24 protein-coding genes are annotated in these 23979 nt (G+C 59.1%); 9 read left to right on the top strand and 15 right to left on the bottom strand.

Annotated elements, in window-relative coordinates:
- Nucleotides 1-5 precede the first annotated feature (5 nt).
- Nucleotides 6-1151 (bottom strand): acyl-CoA dehydrogenase family protein, encoded by a 1146-nt coding sequence (locus NIT7645_RS07365; protein ID WP_050686413.1) that lies wholly within the window; start codon nucleotides 1149-1151, stop codon nucleotides 6-8.
- Nucleotides 1152-1445: 294 nt separating this feature from the next.
- On the opposite strand from NIT7645_RS07365, the gene NIT7645_RS07360 reads away from it, so the two are divergent.
- Nucleotides 1446-3191, top strand: coding sequence for an O-linked N-acetylglucosamine transferase, SPINDLY family protein (locus NIT7645_RS07360; RefSeq protein ID WP_050686405.1), 1746 nt, complete (start codon nucleotides 1446-1448; stop codon nucleotides 3189-3191).
- A 146-nt stretch (nucleotides 3192-3337) separates the two neighbouring features.
- Here the strand turns inward: NIT7645_RS07360 and NIT7645_RS07355 are convergent, their stop codons facing one another.
- From NIT7645_RS07355 to NIT7645_RS07345, 3 genes are all read right to left on the bottom strand, one after another.
- Complete coding sequence (locus NIT7645_RS07355) at nucleotides 3338-3940, bottom strand: L,D-transpeptidase (RefSeq protein WP_037302331.1); 603 nt, start codon at nucleotides 3938-3940, stop codon at nucleotides 3338-3340.
- A 182-nt stretch (nucleotides 3941-4122) separates the two neighbouring features.
- The gene (locus NIT7645_RS07350) at nucleotides 4123-5151 is read right to left on the bottom strand and encodes a fatty acid desaturase (protein WP_008561202.1); all 1029 of its coding nucleotides are present in this window, start codon (nucleotides 5149-5151) and stop codon (nucleotides 4123-4125) included.
- A gap of 222 nt (nucleotides 5152-5373) precedes the next feature.
- On the bottom strand, nucleotides 5374-6873 hold the full coding sequence (locus NIT7645_RS07345; RefSeq protein ID WP_008560322.1) for a CoA-acylating methylmalonate-semialdehyde dehydrogenase: 1500 nt from the start codon (nucleotides 6871-6873) through the stop codon (nucleotides 5374-5376).
- A gap of 146 nt (nucleotides 6874-7019) precedes the next feature.
- Between NIT7645_RS07345 and NIT7645_RS07340 the strand changes: the two genes are divergently transcribed.
- From NIT7645_RS07340 to coaD, 3 genes are all read left to right on the top strand, one after another.
- Entirely contained in the window at nucleotides 7020-7916 is an 897-nt protein-coding gene (locus NIT7645_RS07340; RefSeq protein ID WP_008559041.1) for a LysR family transcriptional regulator, read from the top strand.
- Between the two features lie 59 nt (nucleotides 7917-7975).
- Nucleotides 7976-8410, top strand: coding sequence for a CBS domain-containing protein (locus NIT7645_RS07335; RefSeq protein WP_008561930.1), 435 nt, complete (start codon nucleotides 7976-7978; stop codon nucleotides 8408-8410).
- A gap of 173 nt (nucleotides 8411-8583) precedes the next feature.
- Nucleotides 8584-9078: a pantetheine-phosphate adenylyltransferase gene (gene coaD, locus NIT7645_RS07330; RefSeq protein ID WP_008560023.1), complete on the top strand. Its 495-nt coding sequence runs from the start codon at nucleotides 8584-8586 to the stop codon at nucleotides 9076-9078.
- 93 nt (nucleotides 9079-9171) lie between these two features.
- On the opposite strand, the gene NIT7645_RS19500 is transcribed toward coaD, so the two are convergent.
- Nucleotides 9172-9315, bottom strand: coding sequence for a hypothetical protein (locus NIT7645_RS19500; protein WP_008560108.1), 144 nt, complete (start codon nucleotides 9313-9315; stop codon nucleotides 9172-9174).
- A gap of 91 nt (nucleotides 9316-9406) precedes the next feature.
- Nucleotides 9407-10408 carry a type I glyceraldehyde-3-phosphate dehydrogenase gene (gene gap, locus NIT7645_RS07320; RefSeq protein ID WP_008558955.1) on the bottom strand — a complete coding sequence of 334 codons (1002 nt, stop codon included), beginning with the start codon at nucleotides 10406-10408 and terminating at the stop codon, nucleotides 9407-9409.
- Nucleotides 10409-10736: 328 nt separating this feature from the next.
- Between gap and NIT7645_RS07315 the strand changes: the two genes are divergently transcribed.
- Nucleotides 10737-11708 (top strand): DUF808 domain-containing protein, encoded by a 972-nt coding sequence (locus NIT7645_RS07315; protein ID WP_008561910.1) that lies wholly within the window; start codon nucleotides 10737-10739, stop codon nucleotides 11706-11708.
- A gap of 162 nt (nucleotides 11709-11870) precedes the next feature.
- The gene (locus NIT7645_RS07310) at nucleotides 11871-12662 is read left to right on the top strand and encodes an abortive infection family protein (RefSeq protein ID WP_037302333.1); all 792 of its coding nucleotides are present in this window, start codon (nucleotides 11871-11873) and stop codon (nucleotides 12660-12662) included.
- A gap of 129 nt (nucleotides 12663-12791) precedes the next feature.
- Here the strand turns inward: NIT7645_RS07310 and tkt are convergent, their stop codons facing one another.
- Entirely contained in the window at nucleotides 12792-14813 is a 2022-nt protein-coding gene (tkt, locus tag NIT7645_RS07305) for a transketolase (protein WP_008562829.1), read from the bottom strand.
- Nucleotides 14814-15089: 276 nt separating this feature from the next.
- Here tkt and NIT7645_RS07300 point away from each other — a divergent pair, with 276 nt between their 5' ends.
- Together NIT7645_RS07300 and NIT7645_RS07295 are read left to right on the top strand one after the other, a co-directional pair.
- Entirely contained in the window at nucleotides 15090-16142 is a 1053-nt protein-coding gene (locus NIT7645_RS07300) for a coiled-coil domain-containing protein (RefSeq protein WP_050686404.1), read from the top strand.
- The gene (locus NIT7645_RS07295) at nucleotides 16142-16537 is read left to right on the top strand and encodes a cell division protein ZapA (RefSeq protein WP_008560751.1); all 396 of its coding nucleotides are present in this window, start codon (nucleotides 16142-16144) and stop codon (nucleotides 16535-16537) included. Before NIT7645_RS07300 ends, NIT7645_RS07295 begins: the two co-directional genes overlap by 1 nt.
- A 39-nt stretch (nucleotides 16538-16576) precedes the next feature.
- Here the strand turns inward: NIT7645_RS07295 and NIT7645_RS07290 are convergent, their stop codons facing one another.
- A complete protein-coding gene (locus tag NIT7645_RS07290) occupies nucleotides 16577-17092 on the bottom strand; it encodes a TetR/AcrR family transcriptional regulator (protein WP_008560510.1) in 516 nt (171 codons plus the stop codon).
- A 127-nt stretch (nucleotides 17093-17219) separates the two neighbouring features.
- On the opposite strand from NIT7645_RS07290, the gene NIT7645_RS07285 reads away from it, so the two are divergent.
- Nucleotides 17220-17900, top strand: a complete 681-nt coding sequence (locus tag NIT7645_RS07285; RefSeq protein ID WP_008559466.1) for a DUF1295 domain-containing protein — start codon at nucleotides 17220-17222, stop codon at nucleotides 17898-17900.
- 101 nt (nucleotides 17901-18001) lie between these two features.
- Here NIT7645_RS07285 and grxD read toward each other — a convergent pair whose 3' ends face one another.
- The 7 genes from grxD to NIT7645_RS07250 form a co-directional block, all read right to left on the bottom strand.
- Nucleotides 18002-18364, bottom strand: a complete 363-nt coding sequence (gene grxD / locus NIT7645_RS07280; protein WP_008559558.1) for a Grx4 family monothiol glutaredoxin — start codon at nucleotides 18362-18364, stop codon at nucleotides 18002-18004.
- Between the two features lie 112 nt (nucleotides 18365-18476).
- Nucleotides 18477-18707 carry a hypothetical protein gene (locus NIT7645_RS07275; RefSeq protein WP_008559505.1) on the bottom strand — a complete coding sequence of 77 codons (231 nt, stop codon included), beginning with the start codon at nucleotides 18705-18707 and terminating at the stop codon, nucleotides 18477-18479.
- Nucleotides 18708-18713: 6 nt separating this feature from the next.
- Nucleotides 18714-18950: a BolA/IbaG family iron-sulfur metabolism protein gene (locus NIT7645_RS07270; RefSeq protein ID WP_008559374.1), complete on the bottom strand. Its 237-nt coding sequence runs from the start codon at nucleotides 18948-18950 to the stop codon at nucleotides 18714-18716.
- Nucleotides 18951-19024: 74 nt separating this feature from the next.
- On the bottom strand, nucleotides 19025-19582 hold the full coding sequence (locus tag NIT7645_RS07265; RefSeq protein ID WP_082204840.1) for a hypothetical protein: 558 nt from the start codon (nucleotides 19580-19582) through the stop codon (nucleotides 19025-19027).
- A gap of 99 nt (nucleotides 19583-19681) precedes the next feature.
- On the bottom strand, nucleotides 19682-21847 hold the full coding sequence (purL, locus tag NIT7645_RS07260) for a phosphoribosylformylglycinamidine synthase subunit PurL (protein WP_008560979.1): 2166 nt from the start codon (nucleotides 21845-21847) through the stop codon (nucleotides 19682-19684).
- A gap of 211 nt (nucleotides 21848-22058) precedes the next feature.
- Nucleotides 22059-22457: a hypothetical protein gene (locus tag NIT7645_RS07255; RefSeq protein WP_050686477.1), complete on the bottom strand. Its 399-nt coding sequence runs from the start codon at nucleotides 22455-22457 to the stop codon at nucleotides 22059-22061.
- 599 nt (nucleotides 22458-23056) lie between these two features.
- Nucleotides 23057-23962, bottom strand: coding sequence for a LysR family transcriptional regulator (locus NIT7645_RS07250; RefSeq protein WP_037302339.1), 906 nt, complete (start codon nucleotides 23960-23962; stop codon nucleotides 23057-23059).
- Between the last annotated feature and the right edge of the window lie 17 nt (nucleotides 23963-23979).

The raw sequence follows: 23979 nt of genomic DNA, 5'->3' as shown, positions 1-23979 counted from the left end.
CTGCCTCAGCGGTTTTCGGCCAACAGGTGGCGCGCGGTGATCACCCGCATGATTTCATTGGTGCCTTCCAGGATCTGGTGAACCCTGAGGTCACGCACCAGTTTTTCGATGCCGTAGTCCGCAAGGTAGCCGTAGCCGCCATGAAGTTGAAGGCATTGATCCACAATCTTGGAGCCTGCTTCGGTGACGAATTTCTTGGCCATCGCACAATGTTTGGAGGCATCAGGCGTGCCCTGATCCAGCTTCCAGGCGGCCTGGCGCAGAAAGACGCGGGCAGCTTGCAGTTCGATTTCCATATCAGCGAGGCGGAATTGCAGCCCCTGGAACTGATCGATGGATTTGCCGAAGGCCTTGCGCTCGGACATGTATTGCAGCGTCATGTTGAGCGCCTGCTGCGCGGCACCAAGCGAGCAGGACGCAATATTCAGACGCCCGCCATCCAGCCCCATCATCGCATATTTGAAGCCGCTGCCTTCTTCACCGACGAGGTTGTCCGCCGCGATCTTGCAGTCGTCAAACTGGACCTGGGCGGTGGGCTGGCTTTTCCAGCCCATCTTGTCCTCAAGCCCGCCAAAGCTGAGACCGGCTGTGCCGTCTTCGACATAGACCGTGGAAATACCCTTGGGGCCGTCTTCGCCGGTGCGCACCATGCAGACATAGGCGTCAGAATAGCCCCCGCCAGAGATGAACGCCTTGGTCCCGTTGAGCGTGTAGCCCTCGTTTGTCTTGGCTGCACGGGTCTTCAGGGCCGCAGCGTCAGAGCCGGAGCCCGGTTCGGTCAGGCAGTAGCTGAGGACAGTGTTCAAAGACAACACATCGGGCATGATGCGCGCCTTCATCTCGTCGCTGGCAAAGGTGTCCAGCATTTTGGCGCACATATTGTGGATGGACAGAAAGGCCGCAACGGACGGGCAGGCCATCGACAGCGCTTCGAAGACCAAGGTCGCATCAAGACGCGACAGGCCCGCACCGCCGGTTTCTTCGGACACGTAGAGCCCGCCGAAACCCAACTCTCCCACCTGCGGCCAGAGCGATTTCGGAATGGTGCCTTCGGCCTCCCACTGGCGGGCAAATGGCGCGATATTCTCCTGCCCAAAGGCATAGGCCATATCGAAGATGGCGGTCTGTTCCTCGGTCAATGCGAAATCCACGGCGTGTCCTCCCTCGTGTGAACGCAGCCCGGCCGGGATCTGACCCGGCGGGTCGTCATGAATTGAACGGTTGTTTATTTCTTAGCGGGGGATTGTCCACAGAGCAAGCGGCAGCTGCGCAAAGTAGCAGTGCAGAAATGTCGATATCCGCTCGCGAAGCCTGCTTTGATGCCTGCAGCGATGGAAGAGACTGGTGAACCGTTTCTTAGGTTTTTTCCGCCAAACTGATGGAAATTTGTCATAAGGCCGGAGCTTGAAGCCTCTGTGGCCATGTCAGCTGAGGGCAGACCGTCAATGAACAAACCATTGCGCAAGAACCAACTTTCCAAATCAGCGCGTCGGAAAATGGCAGCGGCACCTCCGTCTCCCGTGGATGTGTTCAAGGCCGAAGCTGCGAAGGCTTTTGTCGAAGGCGACTACCCGCGTGCGCGCCAGTTCATCACGCAGGCCCTGACCCTGGCACCTGAAGATGCGCTTCTTCATGCTGAACTTGCCTCCAATTTCATGCAGGAGGCAAAATATGATCTCGCTTTGCGGCACCTGATGGGGGCGCTGAAACGAGAACCGACCAACCCCAAATGGCTAAGCGGGATTGGCACCATTTTGATGCTTATGGAACGCTATGAGGACGCGGTCGGCTTTTTCGAGGCGGTCTATCAGCTGGACCCTGAAAACGCGATGAACGTGTCGCGGCTGGTGCAGCTGCAGATGGATCTCTGCAAGTGGGAGGTCTACGAGGATCAGAAAAACAAGCTGCGGATCCTGGATAATGATCCGGCGAATGGCGATCCCTTTACCACCCTTCTTTACGTGGATGATCCGGCCTTTCAGAAAAAACGGGCTGTGACAAAGATGAAAAAGCAGCTCCGGCTTGCCGATTTCAAACAGCGGAACGCTTTTGACCGGACCGCGACAGCAGGTCGCCGGATCCGTATCGGCTATTTTTCCAACGACTTTTTCAACCACGCCACCATGCTTTTGATGGCGCAGCACTTTGAGCTGCACAATTCAGACCGCTTCGAAGTGTTCATCTATGACTACAGCAACCAGCCGACCAACGCCTACCTTCAGAGGGTCGTGAAAGCGGCGGACCACTACAAGCCAGTTCACGCGATGAGGGATGAGGATGTCGCTGAACTGGCCCGGGACGATCAGCTGGATATCGCAATCGACCTCAAGGGCTATACCAAGGGCGCGCGCCCCGCGATCTTTGCCTTCCGCGCGGCGCCGGTTCAGATTTCCTATCTGGGGTACCCAGGCACGACGGGTTTGCCGACGATGGATTATTTTGTCGCGGATGCTGTCACCGTCCCGAAGGAAGGCCGCCGACATTTCTCTGAGAAAATCATTTATATGCCGGACTGTTACCAGGTGAACGACAACAGTCGTCCCCGCCCAGAACAGACCCCGACCCGCGCTGATATGGGACTGCCGCAAGACGGCGTGGTGTTTTGCGCCTTCAACAACCACAACAAGGTGTCGCCAGCGGAATTCGATATCTGGATGGATCTGCTGAAACAGGTTGATGGCAGCGTTCTGTGGTTCCTTGCTGGCGCGGAGCCACTGCGCGCGAACATCCGCAAGGAGGCAGAGGCGCGCGGCGTCAGCGCGGAGCGGATTGTCTTTGCGGATCGGTGCAGCACGCCGGATCACATCGCGCGGCTCCCCCTTGCAGATATCTTTCTCGACACTTTTGCCTGTAATGCCCACACCACCGCGAGTGAACTGATGTGGTCGGGCGTGCCGGTCGTGACGATGCCGGGCCAGCAATTCGCTGCTCGGGTGGCCGCCAGCATCGTATCGGCGGTGAACTGTCCCGAGCTGATCGCGCAGTCGGTTGATGAATACCGTGATATTGCCCTGCGTCTGGCACAAAACCCAAGCGAGCTGGCGGCCCTGCGCGCCAAGATCACACAGAACATCCCCCAGACGCCGCTTTATGATTCCGAAGGGTACATGAAGAACTTCGAAGCCCTTCTTGAGCTGGCAATCGAACGATATGACAACGGGCTGAAGCCCGATCATCTACACCTCGACTGACATCACCAGCCCCGCCTGCAAGCAGTGGTTAAACAGAGCGCAGGCAAGCACAAAAACAAAACGCGCCCCTGATTTCAGAGGCGCGTTTTTTGCGCGTCTTTGGCGGCAGTCAAAACCTGCCACCAAATGCGTATACCGGGGCCAGATCAGAGCAGGCGGATTTTGGTGCCAACCTGAACCAGGTCGTACAGCTCTTCCACGTGTTCGTTGTAAAGGCCGATGCAGCCAGAGCTGCTCTGCCGGCCGATCTTGCGGGTGTCATGGGTGCCGTGAACCAAATAGGCAGGCCAGGTCAGATACATGGCGCGCGTACCAAGCGGATTGCCCGGAACCCCACCTTCGATCCGGGTGGGGAGGCTGGGGTCACGTTCCCGCATGGATGCGGTCGGGGTCCAGCTGGGGTTTTCGCGCTTGCGCACGATTTCGGAATAGCCACGGCGGGTCAGTTCCTCGCTCATCGGAACGGAGGAGGGGAACAGGCGATAGGTTTCCCCGTCGCCACCCCAATAGTGCAACGCACGCGAGGAGATATCAGCCAGAATGCAGCCAACGCCCAACTCGTCAAAATGGTCACGCCAGTCCTGCTGCTGAAATGACGAAATGTTGCGGCGAACGGTGACCTCATCCTCGATCGGGGCCTCGTCGGCCGGGAACGCATCGCTCGATTGCGCGCGCAGGAGGGACGGGGTGGCAAGGGTGGCGCCAAGCCCGGTAAGGGCCGCGCGGCGGGTCATACGGAACGTGCTCATTGTGTCCTTCGCATCTTTGTTCGGCTTCAGACCACTCCGGTCTGCGTTATTTGCTCGAACATAGGGTTGCAGGGGCGCAGACCCAAGAGGGGGCAGACATGATTTGCCCCGCCTCACAGGGATGTGTAGCGGGGCTGTGGTGGGTCTGGGCAAATTCCCGCCGAATGTGGCGGACTATATAGTCAGAGGGCGCGGGCCTGAGAAAAGGACACCAGCCGCTTGGCGTCTTCGTCCCACAGATGCAGGCGCGCATTTGCAAGGCTTTCGCGGATGGTCATGCGGTTGCCCTCTGCCAGTTCGGCATGGTCGCGCAGCACCTGCGGCAACCGGTAGAACGGGATCCGGCTGTACAGGTGATGCACATGGTGGATGCCGATATTGGCGCTCAGCCATTGCAGCACCGGGGGCAAGACATAATGAGAGCTGCCGTGCAGAGCGGCGTCATGCAGCTGCCAGTTGCTGTCGTCTTCCCAGGTGGTGGCCTCGAACTGGTGCTGAACATAAAACAGCCACAGCCCCGCAGTGGCCGCAATCAGCGTTGCGGGCACAAAGATCAGCAACAGCGGCATCAAGCCGCCGAAATACCAGATCGCGGCAAGAGCCAGAACAATGGTCAGATTGGTGCCCATCGCGCTGATCCAGTAGCGGGCCTGACCCATCAGACCATAGGGGATCCGGTTTTGCAGGAAGAAAAGATAGCCAGGCCCAAAGCCGAACAGCGTGATGGGATGGCGGTAGAGCCGGTACATGAACTGGCCCCAACGCCCGGAGGCGCGGTATTCGGCCACGGTCATGGTGTGGATGTCGCCCATGCCACGTTTGCCGAGGTTGCCATGGGTGCTGTGGTGGATGGAATGCGTCCGGCGCCAGACATCATACGGGGTCAGCGTCAGCACGCCGATAATGCGGCCCACCCAGTCGCTGACATGGCGGTTGCGGAAAAACGAACCGTGGCCGCAGTCGTGCTGGATGGTGAACAGGCGCAGCAGAAACGCCGCGATCGGAAGGGACAGCGCAAGGGTGAGCCAATAGCTCACCGAAAGCGACCACCAGGCAAGCGCCCAAAGGGCAAGGAACGGAACCACAGTCACTGCCAGCTCAAAGCTGCTGCGCAGGTGGTTGGGTTCGCGGTATTGCGCGAGGATCTTGACCCAGTCGCGTGCGGATTTTCCAGCCGCCTTTGGCTGGGGGGATATCTCGGGTGTGCTCATCTGCCTGCCGTCGTTCTTTCTATGCTTCAAACCGGATAGACGACCCTAGGTAATGAGCAAGCAAAATTACGGTGATTGGCCAGAAAAATGGGCAAAAACTGCCCAAACGGCAGGGTTGGCGGGGCAGGCGACGGCGGCAGAGGGCGGGTATGAAAGAAAGGCCCCGGACATTGCCGGGGCCTTCGTGTTTGGGTGGTGATACCTATGGCGTGCGGCCAGATATCAGTCCATCGCCTTGAAGTTGAACTCGCCACCTTCCTTGATGCCCGAGGGCCAGCGGGAGGTCACGGTTTTGGTGCGGGTGTAGAACTTGAAGCTGTCCGGGCCATGCTGGTTCAGATCGCCGAACATGGATTTCTTCCAGCCGCCAAAGGTGTGGTAGGCCAGCGGCACCGGGATCGGCACGTTGATGCCCACCATGCCGATGTTCACGCGGGAGGCAAAGTCACGCGCAGTGTCGCCGTCACGGGTAAAGATCGCGGTGCCGTTGCCGTACTCGTGATCCATCGCCAGTTTCAGCGCGTCCTCATAGGTGGCTGCGCGGACGGTGGACAGAACCGGGCCAAAGATCTCTTGCTTGTAGATATCCATGTCGGTGGTCACGTTGTCAAACAGGTGCGGACCAACAAAGAAGCCGTCTTCATAGCCCTGCAGTTTGAAGTCGCGATTGTCGACAACCAGTGTCGCGCCCTGTTCCACACCAGAGTTGATGAGACCCAGAATGCGTTCCTTGGCGGCTGCGGTCACAACCGGGCCGAGGTCGACATCATCACCGGCGGTATAGGGGCCAACCTTGAGGTTTTCGATACGCGGGATCAGTTTTTCGATCAGCTTGTCGGCGGTTTCCTCGCCAACCGGAACCGCAACCGAGATCGCCATGCAGCGTTCGCCGGCCGCGCCGAAACCTGCGCCGACCAGCGCGTCAGCGGCCTGGTCCAGATCGGCGTCGGGCATCACGATCATGTGGTTCTTGGCGCCGCCAAAGCACTGGGCGCGCTTGCCGTTGGCGGTGGCGCGGGAATAGATGTACTGCGCAATCGGGGTGGAGCCCACAAAGGACACGCCCTGAATGATTTCGCTGTCCAGAATGGTGTCGACGGCTTCCTTGTCGCCGTTCACGACCTGGAACACGCCCTCGGGCAGGCCGGCCTCAACGAACAGCTCTGCGAGCATCAAGGGCACAGAGGGGTCACGCTCGGACGGTTTCAGAACAACCGCGTTGCCGCAGGCCAGCGCCGGGCCGACGTGCCACAGCGGCATCATGGCGGGGAAGTTGAACGGCATGATGGAGCCGACAACACCCAGCGGCTGGCGCATGGAGTACATGTCGATGCCGGGGCCTGCGCTGTCGGTGAACTCACCTTTCAGCATCTGGGGCGCGCCGACGCAGTATTCGATCACTTCCAGACCGCGCTGCAGATCGCCTTTGGCGTCGGGGATGGTCTTGCCGTGCTCGCGGCTCAGTGCCTCAGCCAGCTTGTCCATGTCGCGGTTCATCAGCGCGACCATCTTCATCATCACGCGGGCGCGTTTTTGCGGGTTGGTTGCGCCCCACTGCGGCTGAGCTGCGGCCGCTTTTTCAATGATGTCAGTGGTTTCTGCCGCACTCGCCATCGCGCATTTGTACTGCACTTCGCCTGTTGCGGGGTTGTAGACGTCGTCGCTGCGGCCAGAGGTGCCTGCGGTGATCTTGCCGTTGATAAAGTGACCGAGTTCTTCCATCGGATCCTCCTCTATTTGAGTTGGGGCAATCCTAGGCTTGCAAAAATCATCGCAAAAGAGGAAAGATCTCAAAGAGGCTTTGCAGGAACGCAAAGGGTTAACAGCGGATTAATGATCGGCTGTGGCGCAATGAGGAGAACAGGCTCATGGACCCACAATGGGATGATATGCGGGTGTTTCTAGCAGTGGCGCGCGAAAGCAGCCTGTCCGGGGCTGGTCGCGTCTTGAAGATGGACCCCGCAACTGTGGGCCGGCGCATTTCCCGCTTTGAAGAGGCACTGGATACGCCGCTGTTCGTGAAATCCCCACAAGGCTATGCGCTCAGCGCGGCGGGTGACAGGTTGCTGGGCCATGCCGAGGCGGCAGAGCAGGCGATGCGGGCCGGGCAGGAGGCGCTGGCGGGGCCCAGTGATACCCTGTCAGGCCAAATCCGGATTGGCGCACCGGACGGCAGCGCCAATTACCTGTTGCCACAGGTCTGCGCGCGCATCAGCGAGGACAACCCCGATCTTGATATCCAGATCGTCGCCCTGCCGCGCGTCATCAACCTAAGCCGCCGCGAGGCGGACATGGCTGTCACCGTCAGCGCGCCCACCGCAGGCCAGCTGCTGGTACAAAAGATCACCGACTACAAACTGCATCTCGTCGGCTCACGTCACTATCTGCGCGACCACCCCCCAATCGAAAAGTTGGAAGACCTGAAGAAACACAAAATGATCGGCTACATCCCGGACATGATTTTCGACCGGGAGCTGGATTATCTCAACAACCTCGGCATCGAACGGGTGGCGCTGGCGTCAAATTCCGTATCGGTACAGATCAAACTGGCCGCAGAAGGCACGGCTCTTTGTGTTGCCCATGATTTCACGCTGCCTGCGCATCGGTCGTTGCGCAAGGTTCTGACCGACAAGATCAGTCTCACGCGGAGTTTCTATCTTGTGCGCCATCAGGGCGATCAGCGCAGCGAGCGGCTCAACCGGTTTGCACAGGCGCTGTCAAAAGGGATCCGCGACGAGGTGATCCGACTGGAAGGCTTGACTTGATGTCGGGATCCGGCAACGCTTGGGTTACGCAATAAAATTACAAAAACAGAGGAGCGCCCATGCTGATTCAATTCATTCTGAAATCCAAGGCAAGCTCTGGTGTGGTGACGATTGCACCAAATGCGACGATTTCTGAAGCGGCCAAGCTGCTGGGTGAGCACAAGATCGGGACCGTGGTGGTGTCGAGCGACGGAGAAACCGCAGAAGGGATCCTGTCCGAACGTGATATCGTGCGTGAATTGGCGCGCACGGGCCCCAGCTGCCTGAGCGACTGCGCCAAGAATTACATGACGCGCAAGCTTGTGACCTGTACCAGCCAATCCAACGTGGAAGAGGTGCTGCAGCAGATGACAGAGGGCCGTTTCCGCCACATGCCAGTGGTCGAAGAGGGCAAGCTGATCGGGCTGGTGTCCCTTGGGGATGTGGTCAAGGCCCAGCTGGCTGAGGTCGCGATGGAGAAGGACGCGCTGGAAGGCATGATCATGGGCCACTGATGGCGCATGGCCCCGGGGCGCTGACACAGGCGTGGCGCCCCTGGCCGAGGATTGCATCCTGACGTTGCGGCGTTGCAGCAATTGCCTAAGACTTCGGTATTTTCACGCTCTTGCGCCCGGCGTGTAAAACATGTTTGCCTGCGCGCAACCAACCAGCAGGCAGGAGGGGCCCTATGCGTATTGGCTTGTATCCCGGAACATTCGACCCGATTACCCTGGGACATATCGACATTATCCGCCGTGCCAGCGCGCTGGTGGACAAACTGGTGATCGGCGTTGCGATCAACCGCGACAAGGGACCGCTGTTTTCGCTGGAAGAGCGTGTCGCCATGATCGAGGCGGAATGCGCCAAGCTGAGCGAACAGACCGGCACAGAGATCGTGGCCCACCCGTTTGAAAATCTGCTGATTGATTGTGCCCGCGACGTGGGTGCACAGATCATCGTGCGCGGCCTGCGGGCGGTTGCGGATTTCGAGTATGAATTCCAGATGGTTGGCATGAACCGCGCGCTCGACAGCTCGGTTGAGACGGTGTTTCTGATGGCAGAGGCGCGCCATCAGGCGATTGCCTCAAAGCTGGTGAAGGAAATCGCGCGCCTTGGGGGGGATGTGTCGAACTTTGTCACCCCTCTGGTCGAGGAAGAGCTGAGCAAACGGTTGAACGGCTGATCAGATCACATTCCGCTGTCGCAAGAGATCAGGGCGGCGTCCGAATGGGCGCCGTCTTTTGGTGTTGTGGGGGGCGGAAAGCGGGCCAAAAGGTCAACGCCAGAAGGCAATCCAGTCGATCAGTTCGAGCATACGTTTGCCGAGGAAGATCATGTGCACATCGCCAAACAGGGCGATGTCGATGGCGATGGCCGCAATCAGAAAACCGCCTAAAACAACTGCAATTGTGTTGGTCATCCATCTGGCCCAAAAGAGAAAACGCCCGCCCAGATATGCCTGAGCGAGCGTTTCAAAACAAGGGCTGCGTCTGCCAGGGGTCAGCTGAAGATCAGCTGAGGCGCGCCATCGCAACCGCAACATCAGCCATGCGGACAGAGAAGGCCCATTCGTTGTCATACCACGCCAGAACGCGCACCAGCTGGTCTTCGACAACGCGGGTCTGATCCGGCGCAAAGATAGAGCTCTGCTCTGTGTGGTTGAAATCGATCGAAACCAGCGGTGCAGGCTCGTAGCCCAGCACGCGGGACATGTGCCCATTGGCCGCTTCGCTCATGATCGCGTTGATTTCGGTCACCGAGGTCTTCTTGGACGCGCGGAAGGTCAGATCCACAGCCGAGACATTCGGGGTGGGCACGCGGATGGCAGAACCGTCAAGACGCCCCTTTAGGTTCGGCAGCACCTCACCCAGCGCCTTGGCTGCACCCGTGGAGGTCGGGATCATCGCCATGGCTGCCGCACGCGCGCGATACAGATCGCTGTGGCGGCGGTCCAGCGTCGGCTGGTCGCCGGTATAGGCGTGGATCGTGGTCATGATGCCGCTTTCGATACCGACGGTCTCGTCCAGGACTTTGGCAAGCGGGGCAAGGCAGTTGGTGGTGCAGGAGCCGTTGGAAACCATCACGTCGCCCGCTTCCAGCTTGTCGTCGTTCACGCCGAAAACGATGGTCTTGTCGACGTTCTTGCCCGGTGCCGACAGCAGCACCTTCTTGGCACCGCGCTCCAGATGCGCCTTGGCTTTTTCGCCGTCGTTGAATTTGCCGGTACACTCCAGAACAACGTCACAGCCGGACCAGTCCAGCTCGTTCATGTCGTAGGTCGAGAACATCTGCATGTCACCGCGGCCCAGGTTCATGGTGCCTTCGCCGATGGTCACGTCGTTTGGAAAACGACCGTGCACGCTGTCATACTTCAGCAGGTGGGCTGCAGTTTCCAGGGGGCCAGTGGCATTGACCTTGACCACTTCGATATCGTCGCGGCCCGAGGCTGCGATATGCGCCAGAGTGCAGCGCCCGATGCGGCCGAACCCGTTGATCCCGACTTTGATGGTCATGTGCGTCTCTCCAAACGTGCAGAACTTGCCCTCGCTATAGCGGTCATTTCCCGTCACCAAAAGTGCGAAAAGGTATATAAAACCAGACTGTTAGCGCAAAACATGGATGGTTGCGGTAACGAAAATCACTGGTTGCGTTAACAGATTTTGCCGCCACCGCGCGGGCGCTTTTGCCCTGCGTCATTCGCATCGGAATTTGCGACAGGTGCCTGGACCGGTGTCAGTCCGGTCATATGGATCTGGGAACAATCCGGGGCTTGCGCGACTTGTACCTGAAAGGCGAATGGTTACTGTGGGCGCAACACGCGCAAGATGAAGAGGATCCCCCATGAGCGGTTTGTTGGCTTTGCTGGATGATGTCGCAGGCATTGCCAAGGTTGCGGCAACATCGGTTGACGATGTGGCGGCAGCTGCGGGCAAGGCCGGGGCCAAGACGGCGGGGGTGATCATCGACGATGCAGCCGTGACCCCGAAATATGTTCAGGGGTTCGAGCCCGCCCGCGAACTGCCGATCATCTGGCGCATTGCGCGAGGGTCGTTTTTCAACAAGCTGATCCTGCTTCTGCCGGTCGCGATGCTGCTCGCGAATTTTGCCCCCTGGCTGATTACGCCCCTCCTTATGCTGGGGGGCAGTTACCTGTGTTTTGAGGGGGCCGAGAAGATCTTTCACGTGCTCTTTCCCCACGCCAGCCACGAGATCGAAGAAGACATGTCGGTAAAGGATCCGGGCCATCTGGAAGAGCAGAAGGTCAAGGGGGCGATCAAAACCGATTTCATCCTGTCGGCGGAAATCATGACAATCGCGCTGGCCGCGATCGAGGCGCCCAATGTCTGGATGCAGGCGGCGACCCTTGCGGTTGTCGGCATTGGCGTGACCGTTGCGGTTTATGGATCTGTGGCGCTGATCGTGAAGATGGACGATGTGGGGCTTTACCTCACCAACAACGCACTGACCCCGGTTGGGCGGGGAATTGGTCGCGGGCTGGTGAAATTCATGCCGGTTCTGATGTGGATCCTGTCGGTGGTCGGAACCGCTGCGATGCTGTGGGTCGGTGGCTCCATCATCATCCACGGGCTGGAAGAGCTGGGCTTTGGTTGGCTGGGTCACCACATTCACGACTGGGCCTATGCCGTCGGTCACGCGGTCCCCGCCGCATGGGAGGGTTTTGCCGAATGGGTCGCCAAGGCCACGATGGACGGCGTGTTTGGGCTGGCCTACGGTCTGCTGCTGATCCCGCTGGCGACGAAGGTTGTGGGACCGGTGATTGCGGCAGTGTCAGGGAAGAAGGCTGCGCACTGATCGCCAATCGGTGATTGGAAAGATGTCTGTTGTGAGCCCAGAGTGACGGATGCTGCAATTCTCTCCAACGTCCGGTATCCCGATGGCGAACACGTTTGAAATCCTGAACGTAGGGCGAAAGTTAGACCAAATTTCGGAAATCCATTGATTAAAGGATAGCTGATGACATTTGCTGATTTCGGCGAACCAGAAATTCCGGACGATCTTTTTGAATGCGCGCTGCTTTTAAAAAACAACTGCGTTGGTCTTACGACCGAGGGTGGTTCGGAGCGTGAGTACAAAATGGCCAGAAAGAAGTTGATGGACGATCCAGCAAGCAAACGGCTTCTGCCAGATTTTGTGCGCTTTTCGAATGATGCCGCATCGGTGCGGTCTGCATTGTCAAGCGTTGCAAGTGGCTCAGGTTCCTGGGCTATACGTCGAGGACATGTAGAAGATTCTTTTAAACCGCTATTGGCCTTCCTTGAGTCAGGAGGTGGTGCGGCAGATGCCGTGATCACAGAAGGTCTTGATGTCTATGATGCTCCTGCCGTCCAAGCTTTTTGGGCCAAAGCGCTAGAAAGGCGATCAACGGACCCAGACGGTGCCGTGACCGCCTCAAGTACGCTACTTGAAGAGGTCTGCAAACACATCATCGAGGACAGCGGCGCAACTTGGGAGCCAAAATGGAATGTGCCGAAGCTATACTCTGAAGCGTCAAAGGTGATGAACCTGGCACCATCGCAGCATCAGGAAGAAGTGTTTAAGACGATTTTGGGAAACTGCCAAAGCGTCGTTCAGAGTATTGGTTCTTTACGCAACAAAGGTGGTGATGCCCATGCTGGAGGGCGCTCACGAGTTTCATTTAAGCCACGTCATGCCGCCTTGACGGTTAACCTTGCTGGGTCAATGGCTTTGTTTTTGATTGAGACTTGGCAAGCGAGAATTGAAACAAAAAAGAGCGGCGATCAATAGCCGCAGCATACTCCCACGCAGCCCTTCGCGCAACCGCAGCGAATTCACACTTTGTCCGCACAGCAGCCATTCCACGACAAAAAGGGCACCCGGTTGGGTGCCCTTCCTCTTTTTGCATTGTAGCGAGACTTAACCCAGCAGTTCTTTCACCTTCGCAACGGTGTTGTCGGCCGTGATGCCGAACTTCTCGAACAGCTCGCCCGCGGGGGCGGAGGCGCCGAAGCGGTCCATGCCGACAAATGCGGCTTTCTTCTCCTGGCCGCGCTCGCCCAACAGCCAGCGGTCCCAGCCGCCTGCGCGCATGGCGGCTTCGATACCAACGCGCACCGGACCTGCGGGCAGGACCTTGCGGCGGTAGGCCTCGTCCTGCTGTGCGAACAGCTCCATGCAGGGCATGGAGACCACACGGGTGCCGATGCCTTCTGCTTCCAGCTTGGCCTTTGCGTCCATTGCAACCGACACCTCGGAACCGGTGGCGATCAAGATGACCTGACGCTTGCCCTCGGCCTCTGCCAGAACATAGGCGCCCTTGGAGGTGAGGTTGTTCAGCTTGTGCTCGGTGCGCACGGTCGGCAGGTTCTGACGGGTCAGCGTCATGACCGAGGGGGTTTCTTTCTCGGTCAGGGCGATTTCCCAGGCTTCTGCGGTTTCCACGGCGTCAGCGGGACGGAACACATAGGTGTTCGGGGTCGCGCGGCAGATGGCCAGATGCTCAACCGGCTGGTGGGTCGGGCCGTCTTCGCCAACACCGATGGAGTCGTGGGTCATCACGAACACCGACGGGATCTTCATCAGGGCAGCCAGACGCATTGCCGGGCGGGCGTAGTCGGTGAAGCAGAAGAAGGTGCCGCCATAGGGGCGAATACCACCATGCAGCGCCATGCCGTTCATCGCCGAAGCCATGCCGTGCTCGCGGATACCCCAATAGACGTAACGACCCTTGCGGTTGTCGATGTCAAAGATACCCAGATCGCCGGTTTTGGTGTTGTTGGAACCGGTCAGGTCCGCAGAGCCACCGACAGTTTCAGGCATAAGCGGGTTGATGACGGCCAGCGCCATTTCCGATGCCTTGCGGGTTGCGACCTTGGGCTGGTCTTCGCTCACCTGCTTTTTCAGCGCTTTGACAGCGGCGGACAGCTTCTTGGGGGCGTCCAGCGCATAGGCGCGGTTAAAGCGGTCCTGCTTCTGCTGGGAGGCTTCGGCAAAGCGCGCTTCCCAGGCTTCACGCTCGGCTGCGCCGCGCTGGCCGATGGCTTCCCACTGGGCTTTGATGTCTGCGGGCACCTCGAATGCGCCGCCGGTCCAGCCATAGGCGTCCTTGGCCGCTTTCAGCTGTTCCGCGTCCGTCAGGGCGCCGTGGCCTTTGGATGTGTCCTGCGCTGCGTGCCCCAGGGCGATGTGGGTTTTGCAGGCAATCATGGACGGCTTCTTGGTCTTTTTCGCGGCTTCGATCGCGGCATCAATCGCCTTGGGATCGTGACCGTCGATTTCCTGAACATGCCAGCCCGACGCCTTGAAGCGCTGCACCTGGTTGGTGCGGTCCGACAGCTCAACAGTGCCGTCGATGGTGATGTTGTTGTTGTCCCACAGAACAATCAGCTTGCCGAGCGAGTGACGACCAGCAAGACCGATGGCTTCCTGGCTGACACCTTCCATCAGGCAGCCGTCGCCTGCGATCACATAGGTGTGGTGATCCACCAGCTTGCGGCCGTACTGGGCGCGCTGCATTTCCTCTGCCATGGCAAAACCAACGGCATTGGCGATGCCCTGGCCCAGCGGACCGGTGGTGGTTTCCACCGCATCGATAAGGAAGTTTTCCGGGTGGCCTGCAGTCAGGGCGCCCATCTGGCGGAAGTTCTTGATCTGCTCAAGCGTGACCTGTGCGTCGCCCATGAGATAGAGCAGCGAATAGATCAGCATGGAGCCGTGACCGGCGGACAGGATAAAGCGGTCGCGGTCCGGCCACTTTGGGTTCGCCACGTCGAACTTCATGTGTTTTTCAAACAGGACGGTCGCGACATCGGCCATGCCGATGGGCATGCCGGTATGGCCCGAATTGGCCGCAGCAACGGCATCGAGGGCCAGGGCACGGATGGCCGCAGCCTTGGTCCAATGTTCGGGGTTTGCGTTGCGCAGGGCAGTCAGATCCACTGGATTTTTCCTCTGGGTTTTAGGCAGACTGGTGGCTCAATAACAGTGATGTGGCAAAGATCAAGCGTTTGCGCGGCTTCTTGCGCGAACTATGTGCCGCAAGTGCTTGAAAGCAAACAGGGGGTAATTTATCCCTGCATGAACTAAGTTGGTTGCACAGCCGCTGGTCCGTTCTGATTCGCGCAAATTGCGCCTGAATCGGGCGATGTTAGCGCTGTAGACGGAACCGGCAGATAAATACCGGCAGATACATCACGGGGTCGCAAAGGGACAGGCATGGAGCAGATCGAAGAATTGCAGGGTCGGATCCTGGCCGCGATGGAGCGGATCGGTGCGGGGGCCGCAGCCTTGCAGGAGACTGCACGCACCGCAACCGAAGCACGCGTTCAGGCCGAAGCAGAGGCGCAGTCGCAATCCAACGCTGCCCATGAAACGCTGAGCCGTGAACTGGATGAAGAACGGCTGGCCAACGCCCAGTTGGAAGAGCGGTTGAAAGTCCTGCGCAATCAGCTACAGGAAGCCGAGGCCAAGACCGCGGCACCGGCCACCGACGATGTTGGAGAGCTCGCAGCCCTTCAAGCCGAGGTGGAGCTGCTGCGCAACGAGGTTGGCAACACCGCTGAGCGCGACGCATTGCAGGCCGAAGTGGCCAGGTTGAAACAGGAACTTGAAGTCCACGGCAACGAGGCCGCCTCGGCCCGCGAGGCGCTGCAGGATCAGCTGGACGAAGCCCTGGCAACCAACGCCCGTTTGAGCGAACAGCTGCAGGAAGAACCCGACGATCTGGGCGCGGCTGTAGATGCGGCGGCCCTGAATGCCGAGGTCGAAGCGCTGCGTCACCAGTTGGAGGAGGCCAACGCCGCGGTTTCAGCGGCTCAGGCGGCGGAACAGGCCGCGAGAGAGGCCGCTGCAGTTGGCCCCAGCGCCGATGAATTCGCCAATCAGAACGATATGTTGGTGCAGCTTGACCATGCCCAGCAGGAGCTGCGCGCGACAGCGGATCAGCTGCGCGCCTCGAACGCCGCCCTGCGAGATGCAAACGCCGAAGGTGTCGGCAATCCTGACCTGATCAACGCGGCTCTGCAGTCCGAAGTGGACACATTGCGCGCGTCTTTTGCCGCCGAGCAGGCGCATGTGACGGCGATCCTTGCAAAGCTGGAGCCGTTGCTGGCGCAAGCCGGACAAGAGGGCAGCGATCAGCAAGACAGCCCGGCAGAAGAGCCCTCGGTCGAGATCCCAATGATGGATGGCGCGCCGGTTGACACGCTGGCTGACACGATGGCGAGCGCCCGAACAGCCCAACCGATGCCCGAAGGAGAAGATATCTGATGCCCGAAGTCACAATTCACATCGGCGGTCGCGGGTTTGAAGTATCCTGTCAGGAGGGCGAAGAAAGCTATCTGCATTCTGCGGCCAAGATGCTTGACGATGAGGCGCAGGTTCTGTCCGATCAGATCGGTCGGATGCCCGAATCCCGGATGCTGTTGATGGCGGGGTTGATGCTGGCGGATAAAACGGCAGCGGTCGAGGACCGTATCAAAGAAGTCGAAGCCGAGCTGGCGGCGCGCGATGCCGAACTGGCCGAGCTGCGCGCCGCGCCCGCGCCAGAGCCTGAACGGATCGAAGTGCCGGTTGTTCCGCCGCTTGTGACCGAGACGCTCGCAGAGCTGGCCGCCCGCACAGAGGCGCTGGCGCAGGAGATCGAAGAGCAGGCCGCCAGCTGATCAAGCGGCCTCTGCACGGGTTGGAAATATAGGTTCAAATCACCCCGTAACCCCATGCGGTTGCGGGGTTTTTTGTGTCTCGCCACCCGATAGATACACGAGCATCAGCTCGCCCATGATCTGGGCCAGGACCTGCTCTGATCGGGTCTCTCCCACGATTGCGGCCACCGCGCCGCGATAGGCGGAAAGCGCCAGCTGCATGGCCTCATCCTGGGCAATCTCTGCTTGGGATTTTCCCCTGAGATAGTCGAAAATCAACGCCATTTCAGCGGCAAAATCCTGTCCCATCATCTCCTTCAAGGCCTGCAAACGGTCCGTTTCGCTACCGGTGGCGTTTTGGGGCAGGGCGTCCTCGCCCGGCATCACCTGCCTTGTGCAGGCAAGAAACAGCGCCTCTTTGGTGGGAAAGTAATGATAGAGCGCGCTTTTGGACAGGCCGAGGTGTTGCGCGATCTTGCGCATGCTCGTCCCGCCATAACCATGCTGAGAGAAATACGCCGCAGCCCGGCGGGCGAGGTCCTGGCTATGGGCGTCGTGATCGATGATCTTTGGCATCTAATTTCGTCCGTTTGGTCGAAATAGAATTGACATGGAACCGCCCTCCCGTCCAATTGTTTAAATAGTCCAGTTGGACGAAAACAGTTTGGACGAAAATGGATTGACGCATCAAGGGGTGACAAGAATGGCTGGCAAAGCAGGTGGGGTGGACCGCACACATGGGCGGTCGATTGAGGTGAAACTTGGGTTTGCAGCCTTGCATGGGCTGTCGGTGTTGGTCTGTCTTTGGCTTGCCTTTGGCAGATGGGACTGGCCGGATCCGATGCGCGCTAAGGTCATGGCAGGGGCGGCGGTTTTGTATTTTCTGCGCCATCTCGTGACCCTCTTCGTGCTGCTGCATCGCAGGGTGGAGCTGTCCGAGGGGTTGGGCCTCGCGGCATTTATCGCGAGTTTCGAAATCGGGTTTCTCCTTCTCGGCGCCGGGGTTGTGGCGGGGGAGGCCCGCGCCTTTGACCTATGGGATGTGGTTGGGGGGTCCCTTTTGCTGATTGGATCTGCGATCAACACCGGTTCAGAACTGCAGCGTTGGGCCTGGAAAAAACAGCCAAGCAGCAAGGGGCATTGCTATACCGGCGGGCTGTTTGCCTATTCGATGCATGTAAACTACCTCGGTGACAGCATCCTGTTCACAGGCTGGGCAATTCTCGCGGCCTCCATCTGGGCTGGAGTGGTGCCGCTGATGATGACCCTGATGTTTGTCTTCTATCACATCCCCGCGTTGGACCGGTATCTTGCCGACCGCTATGGGGCCGAGTTTTCGGCCTATGCCGCGCGCACCGCCAAATTTGTTCCGGGGATTTACTAGGCGGGGCACAGCGCAGCCCCTTCCACAGAAAAAGCCTGCCACGATGATCGCGGCAGGCTTTTGTTTTGTGACGGGTGCCCGGCAAGCGCCAGGCCGTCAGGTCAGCCGTTGGCTTCGCGGATCTTGTCCGCAGCTGCCTTGTCAAAGGCGACGCCGTTTTCTTCAAACATGCCGTCCAGCTCGCCCGAGAGGGTCATCTCGGTGATGATGTCGCATCCGCCCACGAACTCGCCCTTGACGTAGAGCTGGGGAATGGTCGGCCAGTCGGAATAGTCCTTGATACCCTGACGGATTTCTTCGTCAGCCAGAACGTTCACGTCGGTGTAGTCGACACCGATGTAGTTCAAAACGCCAGCAACGCGCGAGGAAAAGCCACACTGCGGCATATCCTTGGTGCCCTTCATGTAGAGCACAACGTCGTTGCTTTTGACGGTTTCGTCGATGCGGGTTTTTGCGTCGGTCATGTTGCGTTTCCTTTCGGCGGGTGGGCCGTTGTTCCGTTAGCCGAGATATAGGGAAAATCGAGGGGAATGCCAATCCGGACTGATCCGGGCTGTTGGCAGGGGCGGAAGAGGGTTATTTCTTGCCCTTCGGGACAAAGAAACGGGCGTATTCGTCCGGGTCTTTGGGCACCTTCCAGGTCCGCATGGATCCCCCGCCCATACCCGACTGATAGTCAGATCGCAGGGTGTGGTAGTTGGGATCGTTGTCATCGTCCTCCAGCGGTGCCCGGCGTTGACCGATGACCGCGACAATCGCGGTCATGACGATGATGCCGAAGATGAGGAGCGACAGAAACAACGACATCTTGGGTTACTCGGGCGCTTTGGTCGTCAGGGCGAGCGCGTGCAGCTCACCGTTGGAGCCATCCATCTTGCCCTTGAGAGCGGCGTAGACCGCGCGCTGCTGCTGGACGCGGTTTTTGCCGCGGAAGCTCTCGTCGATGACCATCGCGGACATATGCACACCGTCGTGGCCACCGACCTGAATTTCCGCATCCGGAAAGCTCTGGCGCAGCAGCTCTTCGATTTCGTGGGCTTGCATCGGCATGGGTGAAGTATCCTTATTTCTAGCTGATACAAAATGTAGGGTGCGGTCGGGGCCTCTGCAAGCAGATTAGGCGGTCAGATGGCCGGGTCTTTGCGCACGTATGGGGCAAGGCGGGGAACGAAGTCGGGAACAGAGGCGAGCGCCTCCTGCACCTCGGCTTCCTCAAAATCCCAGATCGTGGTCCCATCGGCAACCGCAAGCGTCGTCATCAATCCATTCAGCGCGTGGCGAATGTCTTGGGGCAGATCCAGATTTGACGCCTCGCGCAGGATCAGCAGGGCCTCGTGGATGGGGCGCAGAACCCGCAGCGCGTGGGTCATATGGGGCAGAAGATCGGGATCGTCCCGCCAGGTTTCGCCCGCAAACAACACCTGCGTGACCCGCTGGCCGGCACCTGCACAGGAATAGGCGATGCAGCCGCCAAAACCACGGCTGTTCAGATCGGCATGGATGGTGCAGCCAAAACAGGATTGAGAAAGGTTGGGGCAGGGGTGATCCGCCTCCTTCAGGATCGCGAAATCCTCACCCTCCTCAAACGGGTAGGCCACACAGCACAGCGCAGCGCAGCGGCTGCAATCGGCTGTCAGGTCGAGAGCAGGCGAGGAGGAACTGGCAGGCTGGGAATGGGTCATCGGATCACCTGTGAGATCTCGAAACAAAATGGGTGGGGTGACAGCGCCACCCCACCCGATATGTCGTGTTGAGGACCAAGCCCCAACGCAGTCCAGTCCTTAGGCCACAGCAGCGGCAAAGCTGGAGCGGAAGATCTCCGACAGCTCTGCCAGCGGTGCTTCGGAGCCACCGATTTTCACGGTGTCGCCGCCGAATTTGCCAACGGTTGTCACGGTCACACCCGCCTGACCTGCGGCCATCATAAGACCCTCGGCCTGATCAAAGTTGCAGGCCACCAGATAGCGTGCCTGATCTTCGCCAAACAGGGTAGGGGTATCGCCCGCATCGATCTGAACGCCAACGCCTGCGCCTTCGGCCATTTCAAATGCCGCCAGAGCAAGGCCGCCATCACCAAGGTCGGTGCAGGCCTTGATCAGATCGCGGTTGGCGCGGATGAATTCGCCGTTGCGCTTCTCTGCTGCCAGATCCACGGTGGGTGCGTCGCCGTCCTCGCGGTTGAAGACCTCGGCCAGAAGGGCCGACTGACCAAGGTGGCCGATGGTGTCTCCAATGAGCAGGGCAATATGGCCGTCGCGGGCTTCGCCGATGATCGGCTCTTCGTCCGCGGCAATCAGGCCAACCGCACCGATGGTCGGTGTTGGCAGGATCCCCTGACCGTCGGTCTCGTTGTAAAGCGAGACGTTGCCAGACACGATTGGAACGTCCAGCGCCGCGACCGCTTCGCCGATGCCTTTGATGGCGCCGACGAACTGGCCCATGATTTCGGGCTTTTCGGGGTTGCCAAAGTTCAGGTTGTCGGTTGTTGCCAAGGGCTTGGCGCCAACAGCGGTCAGGTTGCGATAGGCCTCAGCCACCGCCTGTTTGCCGCCCTCGAACGGGTTTGCCTTAACGTAGCGCGGGGTCACGTCAGAGGTGAAGGCCAGCTGTTTGTCGGTGCCATGCACGCGCACGATGCCAGAGCCTGCACCGGGCCGGCGGGCGGTGTCGCCCATGACCGTGGTGTCGTATTGTTCATAGACCCACTGCTTGCCTGCGTAGTTCGGGCTGGAGATCAGCGCCTTGAGACCGTCAATCGGGTCGATTGTCGGCACATCTGCGTCGGTCAGCGCCTCAGGGGCCGGTGTCTCGATCCAGGGGCGGTCATATTCCGGCGCAGAGGAAGACAGCTTTGACAGCGGCAGATCGGCTTTGACCTCGCCGTTGTGCATGATGAGGAAGCGGTCTTCGGCGATGGTTTCACCGACGATGGCAAAATCCAGATCCCATTTCTCGAACACGGCCTTGGCTTCGGCCTCCAGTTCGGGCTTCAGCACCATCAGCATCCGTTCCTGGGATTCCGACAGCATCATTTCATAGGCTGTCATGTCCACTTCGCGCTGCGGCACGTTTTCAAGATCCAGACGAACCCCAAGGCCGCCTTTGTCACCCATCTCGACTGCCGAACAGGTCAGACCAGCGGCCCCCATGTCCTGGATGGAGATCACGGCGCCGGTCTGCATCAGCTCCAGCGTCGCTTCCATCAGGCGTTTTTCGGTGAAGGGGTCGCCAACCTGAACAGTTGGGCGCTTTTCCTCGATGGTGTCGTCGAATTCGGCCGATGCCATCGTCGCACCACCCACACCGTCGCGACCGGTCTTGGCGCCAAGGTAGACAACCGGCATTCCGACGCCGGAGGCCGCGGAATAAAAAATGCCGTCGGTCTTGGCCAGACCGGCGGCAAAGGCATTCACCAGACAGTTGCCGTTGTAGGCCGGATGGAAACGGACCTCGCCACCAACGCAAGGCACACCGAAACAGTTGCCGTAGCCGCCGATGCCCTCAACCACACCGTTGACCAGCTGGCGGGTCTTGTGGTGGGAGGGCTCGCCAAAGGACAGCGCGTTCATCGACGCGATGGGGCGGGCACCCATGGTGAACACGTCGCGCAAGATCCCGCCAACCCCGGTCGCCGCACCCTGATAGGGTTCGATGTAAGAGGGGTGGTTGTGGCTTTCCATCTTGAAGACAACCGCATCACCATCGCCAATATCAACGATGCCTGCGTTCTCACCGGGGCCACAGATCACCTGCGGACCATCGGTGGGCAGGGTGCGGAGCCACTTTTTGGAGGATTTGTAGGAACAGTGTTCGTTCCACATGGCTGAGAAGATGCCCAGCTCGGTGAAGGTCGGCTCCCGCCCGATGATTTCCAGGATAAGATCGTATTCCTCGGGCTTGAGCCCGTGGTTGGCAATCAGTTCAGGCGTGATGGCAGGTTCCTGCATCCGTTTTACGTCCCCAATGGCTGCGATTGCGCGCCTTTTAGGGCAAGGAGGGCTGGGGGGGAAGAAAAAAGAGCAGGCATTCGTGCGCGCGCAGCATTGCTGCGACCCGATCACGCATCACAGCGCGTGAAGCCGGGGGAAATGGCACGAAAAAACAGGCCAGAGTGGCTCTGGCCTGTTTTTGGACTGCGCGTCTGCGCGGACGGGTCGGTTATTTGTTCAGGATCGACTCGTCGTGCAGTTTGTCAGGGTTGTTCTGGGCGTAGGTCTCCAGCATGGTTTCCAGTTCGTCAGTGGTCTGACCCATCTGCAGCACGCCGTCGGTTTCCCACATGCCGTCCAGCGTGAACAGCATACCGCTCAGCTCGTCAGAAAAACCTTCGGTAAAGTTGACGAGGATCTTGCGCTGTTCGCCCGGTTCTGCGGTGACTTCGATCACGGTGCCGATAGGCGCGCCGTTTACGTCAACCACGGGGGCACCGATGAATTCGGCGTTTTCTTCAATGAAGCTCTCGCCCTTGTCGTTTGGAGTCGCGCTTTCAGTCAGCACCAATGCATTTGCAGCACCGGTCATGGCGATAAGGGCGGCGATAGAGGTCATGCGAAGCATATCCAAGTCTCCTGTCTGTTCCGTGTTTTGCATCTTCATGCGGTTCGCTGACACAACGATCGCTGTGCGTGATGGTTCCGAAAAATTTGAGACAAGGCGGCGGAATGGTGATGATGTTAACGTGGTATTTACCGTTCAACCTGTTGATATAGCGCAAGGAACCATTTTCGGTTTTGGGCTATGTTTGCCGCATCCCTGACCGGTGACCGGGTCCACTGCATTCCTGTCCTGCCTAATTTGGCGGCAGGTGGAAGCCGGTCAGCTGATCCTTTGGGCAGGGGGAGTGGATGTGAAGGGGATATTGGCGCAACAGGTTGATCTCGGGCCTGCCGCAGTGCAGCGTTAGCGCATCAGGAAATGGAACGGGCCGGATCCCGAGTTGGATCAACGTCCCGGCAGGATGGAAACTGTCGGAGGACAGCAGGGCAATGCGTTTGGCCAAAAAAAGGCCGAGCACTAAGCTCGGCCGAAGTCCAACAGGGAGGTATGAAGGGCGACAGTGTCGCTGCCTTCGAGATGTGATTTAGGGGCGCATGCCCCCCGGATCAAGGGTAATCCTGCACACGTCATGGCATTCCTGCCATGCAATTTTTGCATGGCTAGATTTTGCCGAGCTCTTTCATGTGCTTGCGGTGGGCGATAATTTCGTTCTGAACGAAGTCCCGAAATGCCGAAATGCGACGTGAATGGCGCAATTCTTCTGGGTAGGCGAGGTAGACAGGCACATCGCTGGTGTCCTCATCCGGCAGGACCGGAACGAGGTCGGGGAAGTCCTCTGTCACGTAATCTGGCAGCACGCCGATGCCCAGATCGTGGATAACGCCCTGCAAAACCCCAAAGTAGTTGTTCACGGTCAGCAAAGAGGACGGGTTATGTGTCATCAGTTTCTGCACCAGAACCGCGGCTGAGCCGACCTGGGCCGAACGCGGGTTCTGGCAGATCAGCCGGTGGGCGCCGATGTCTTCGATCACCTCGGGCATGCCATTACGTTCAACATAGTTGCGCGACGCGTATAGCTTCATCTGAACGGACATCAGCCGCTTGCGGATCAGATCGGCCTGGCTCGGCTCTTTCATGCGGATCGCCACGTCGGCTTCGCGCATCGGCAGGTCCAGAACCCGCTCTTCCAGCATCAGATCAACCTTGAGGTCGGGGTATTGCTCGTAAAGCTTGGTCAGACGCGGGGCCAGCCAAAGGGTGCCAAAACCAAAGGTGGTGGTCACCCGCAATTCGCCAAAGACCTCTTCCTCGCTGTCGCGGATGCGCGCTGAGGCGGCTTCGAGCCTCTTGGACATGGATTTGGTGGCATCAAACAGCAGTTCACCCTGCTCGGTGAGAATCAGCCCCCGGGCATGCCGGTGAAACAGGGTCGAGTTCAGGCTCTCCTCCAGCGCCCGGATCTGACGGCTGACCGCCGATTGCGACAGATTCAACTTGTCGCCCGCATGGGTCAGGCTGCCTGCGTCAGCCACTGCGTGAAATATTCTTAGCTTGTCCCAGTCCATACCTGTCACTTTCGATG

Origin of the sequence: Phaeobacter italicus, from assembly GCF_001258055.1 — a bacterium.
Taxonomy (GTDB): domain Bacteria; phylum Pseudomonadota; class Alphaproteobacteria; order Rhodobacterales; family Rhodobacteraceae; genus Phaeobacter; species Phaeobacter italicus.
The sequence above is the reverse complement of the archived record's forward strand: the minus strand, read 5'-3'. Positions and strand labels throughout refer to the sequence as shown.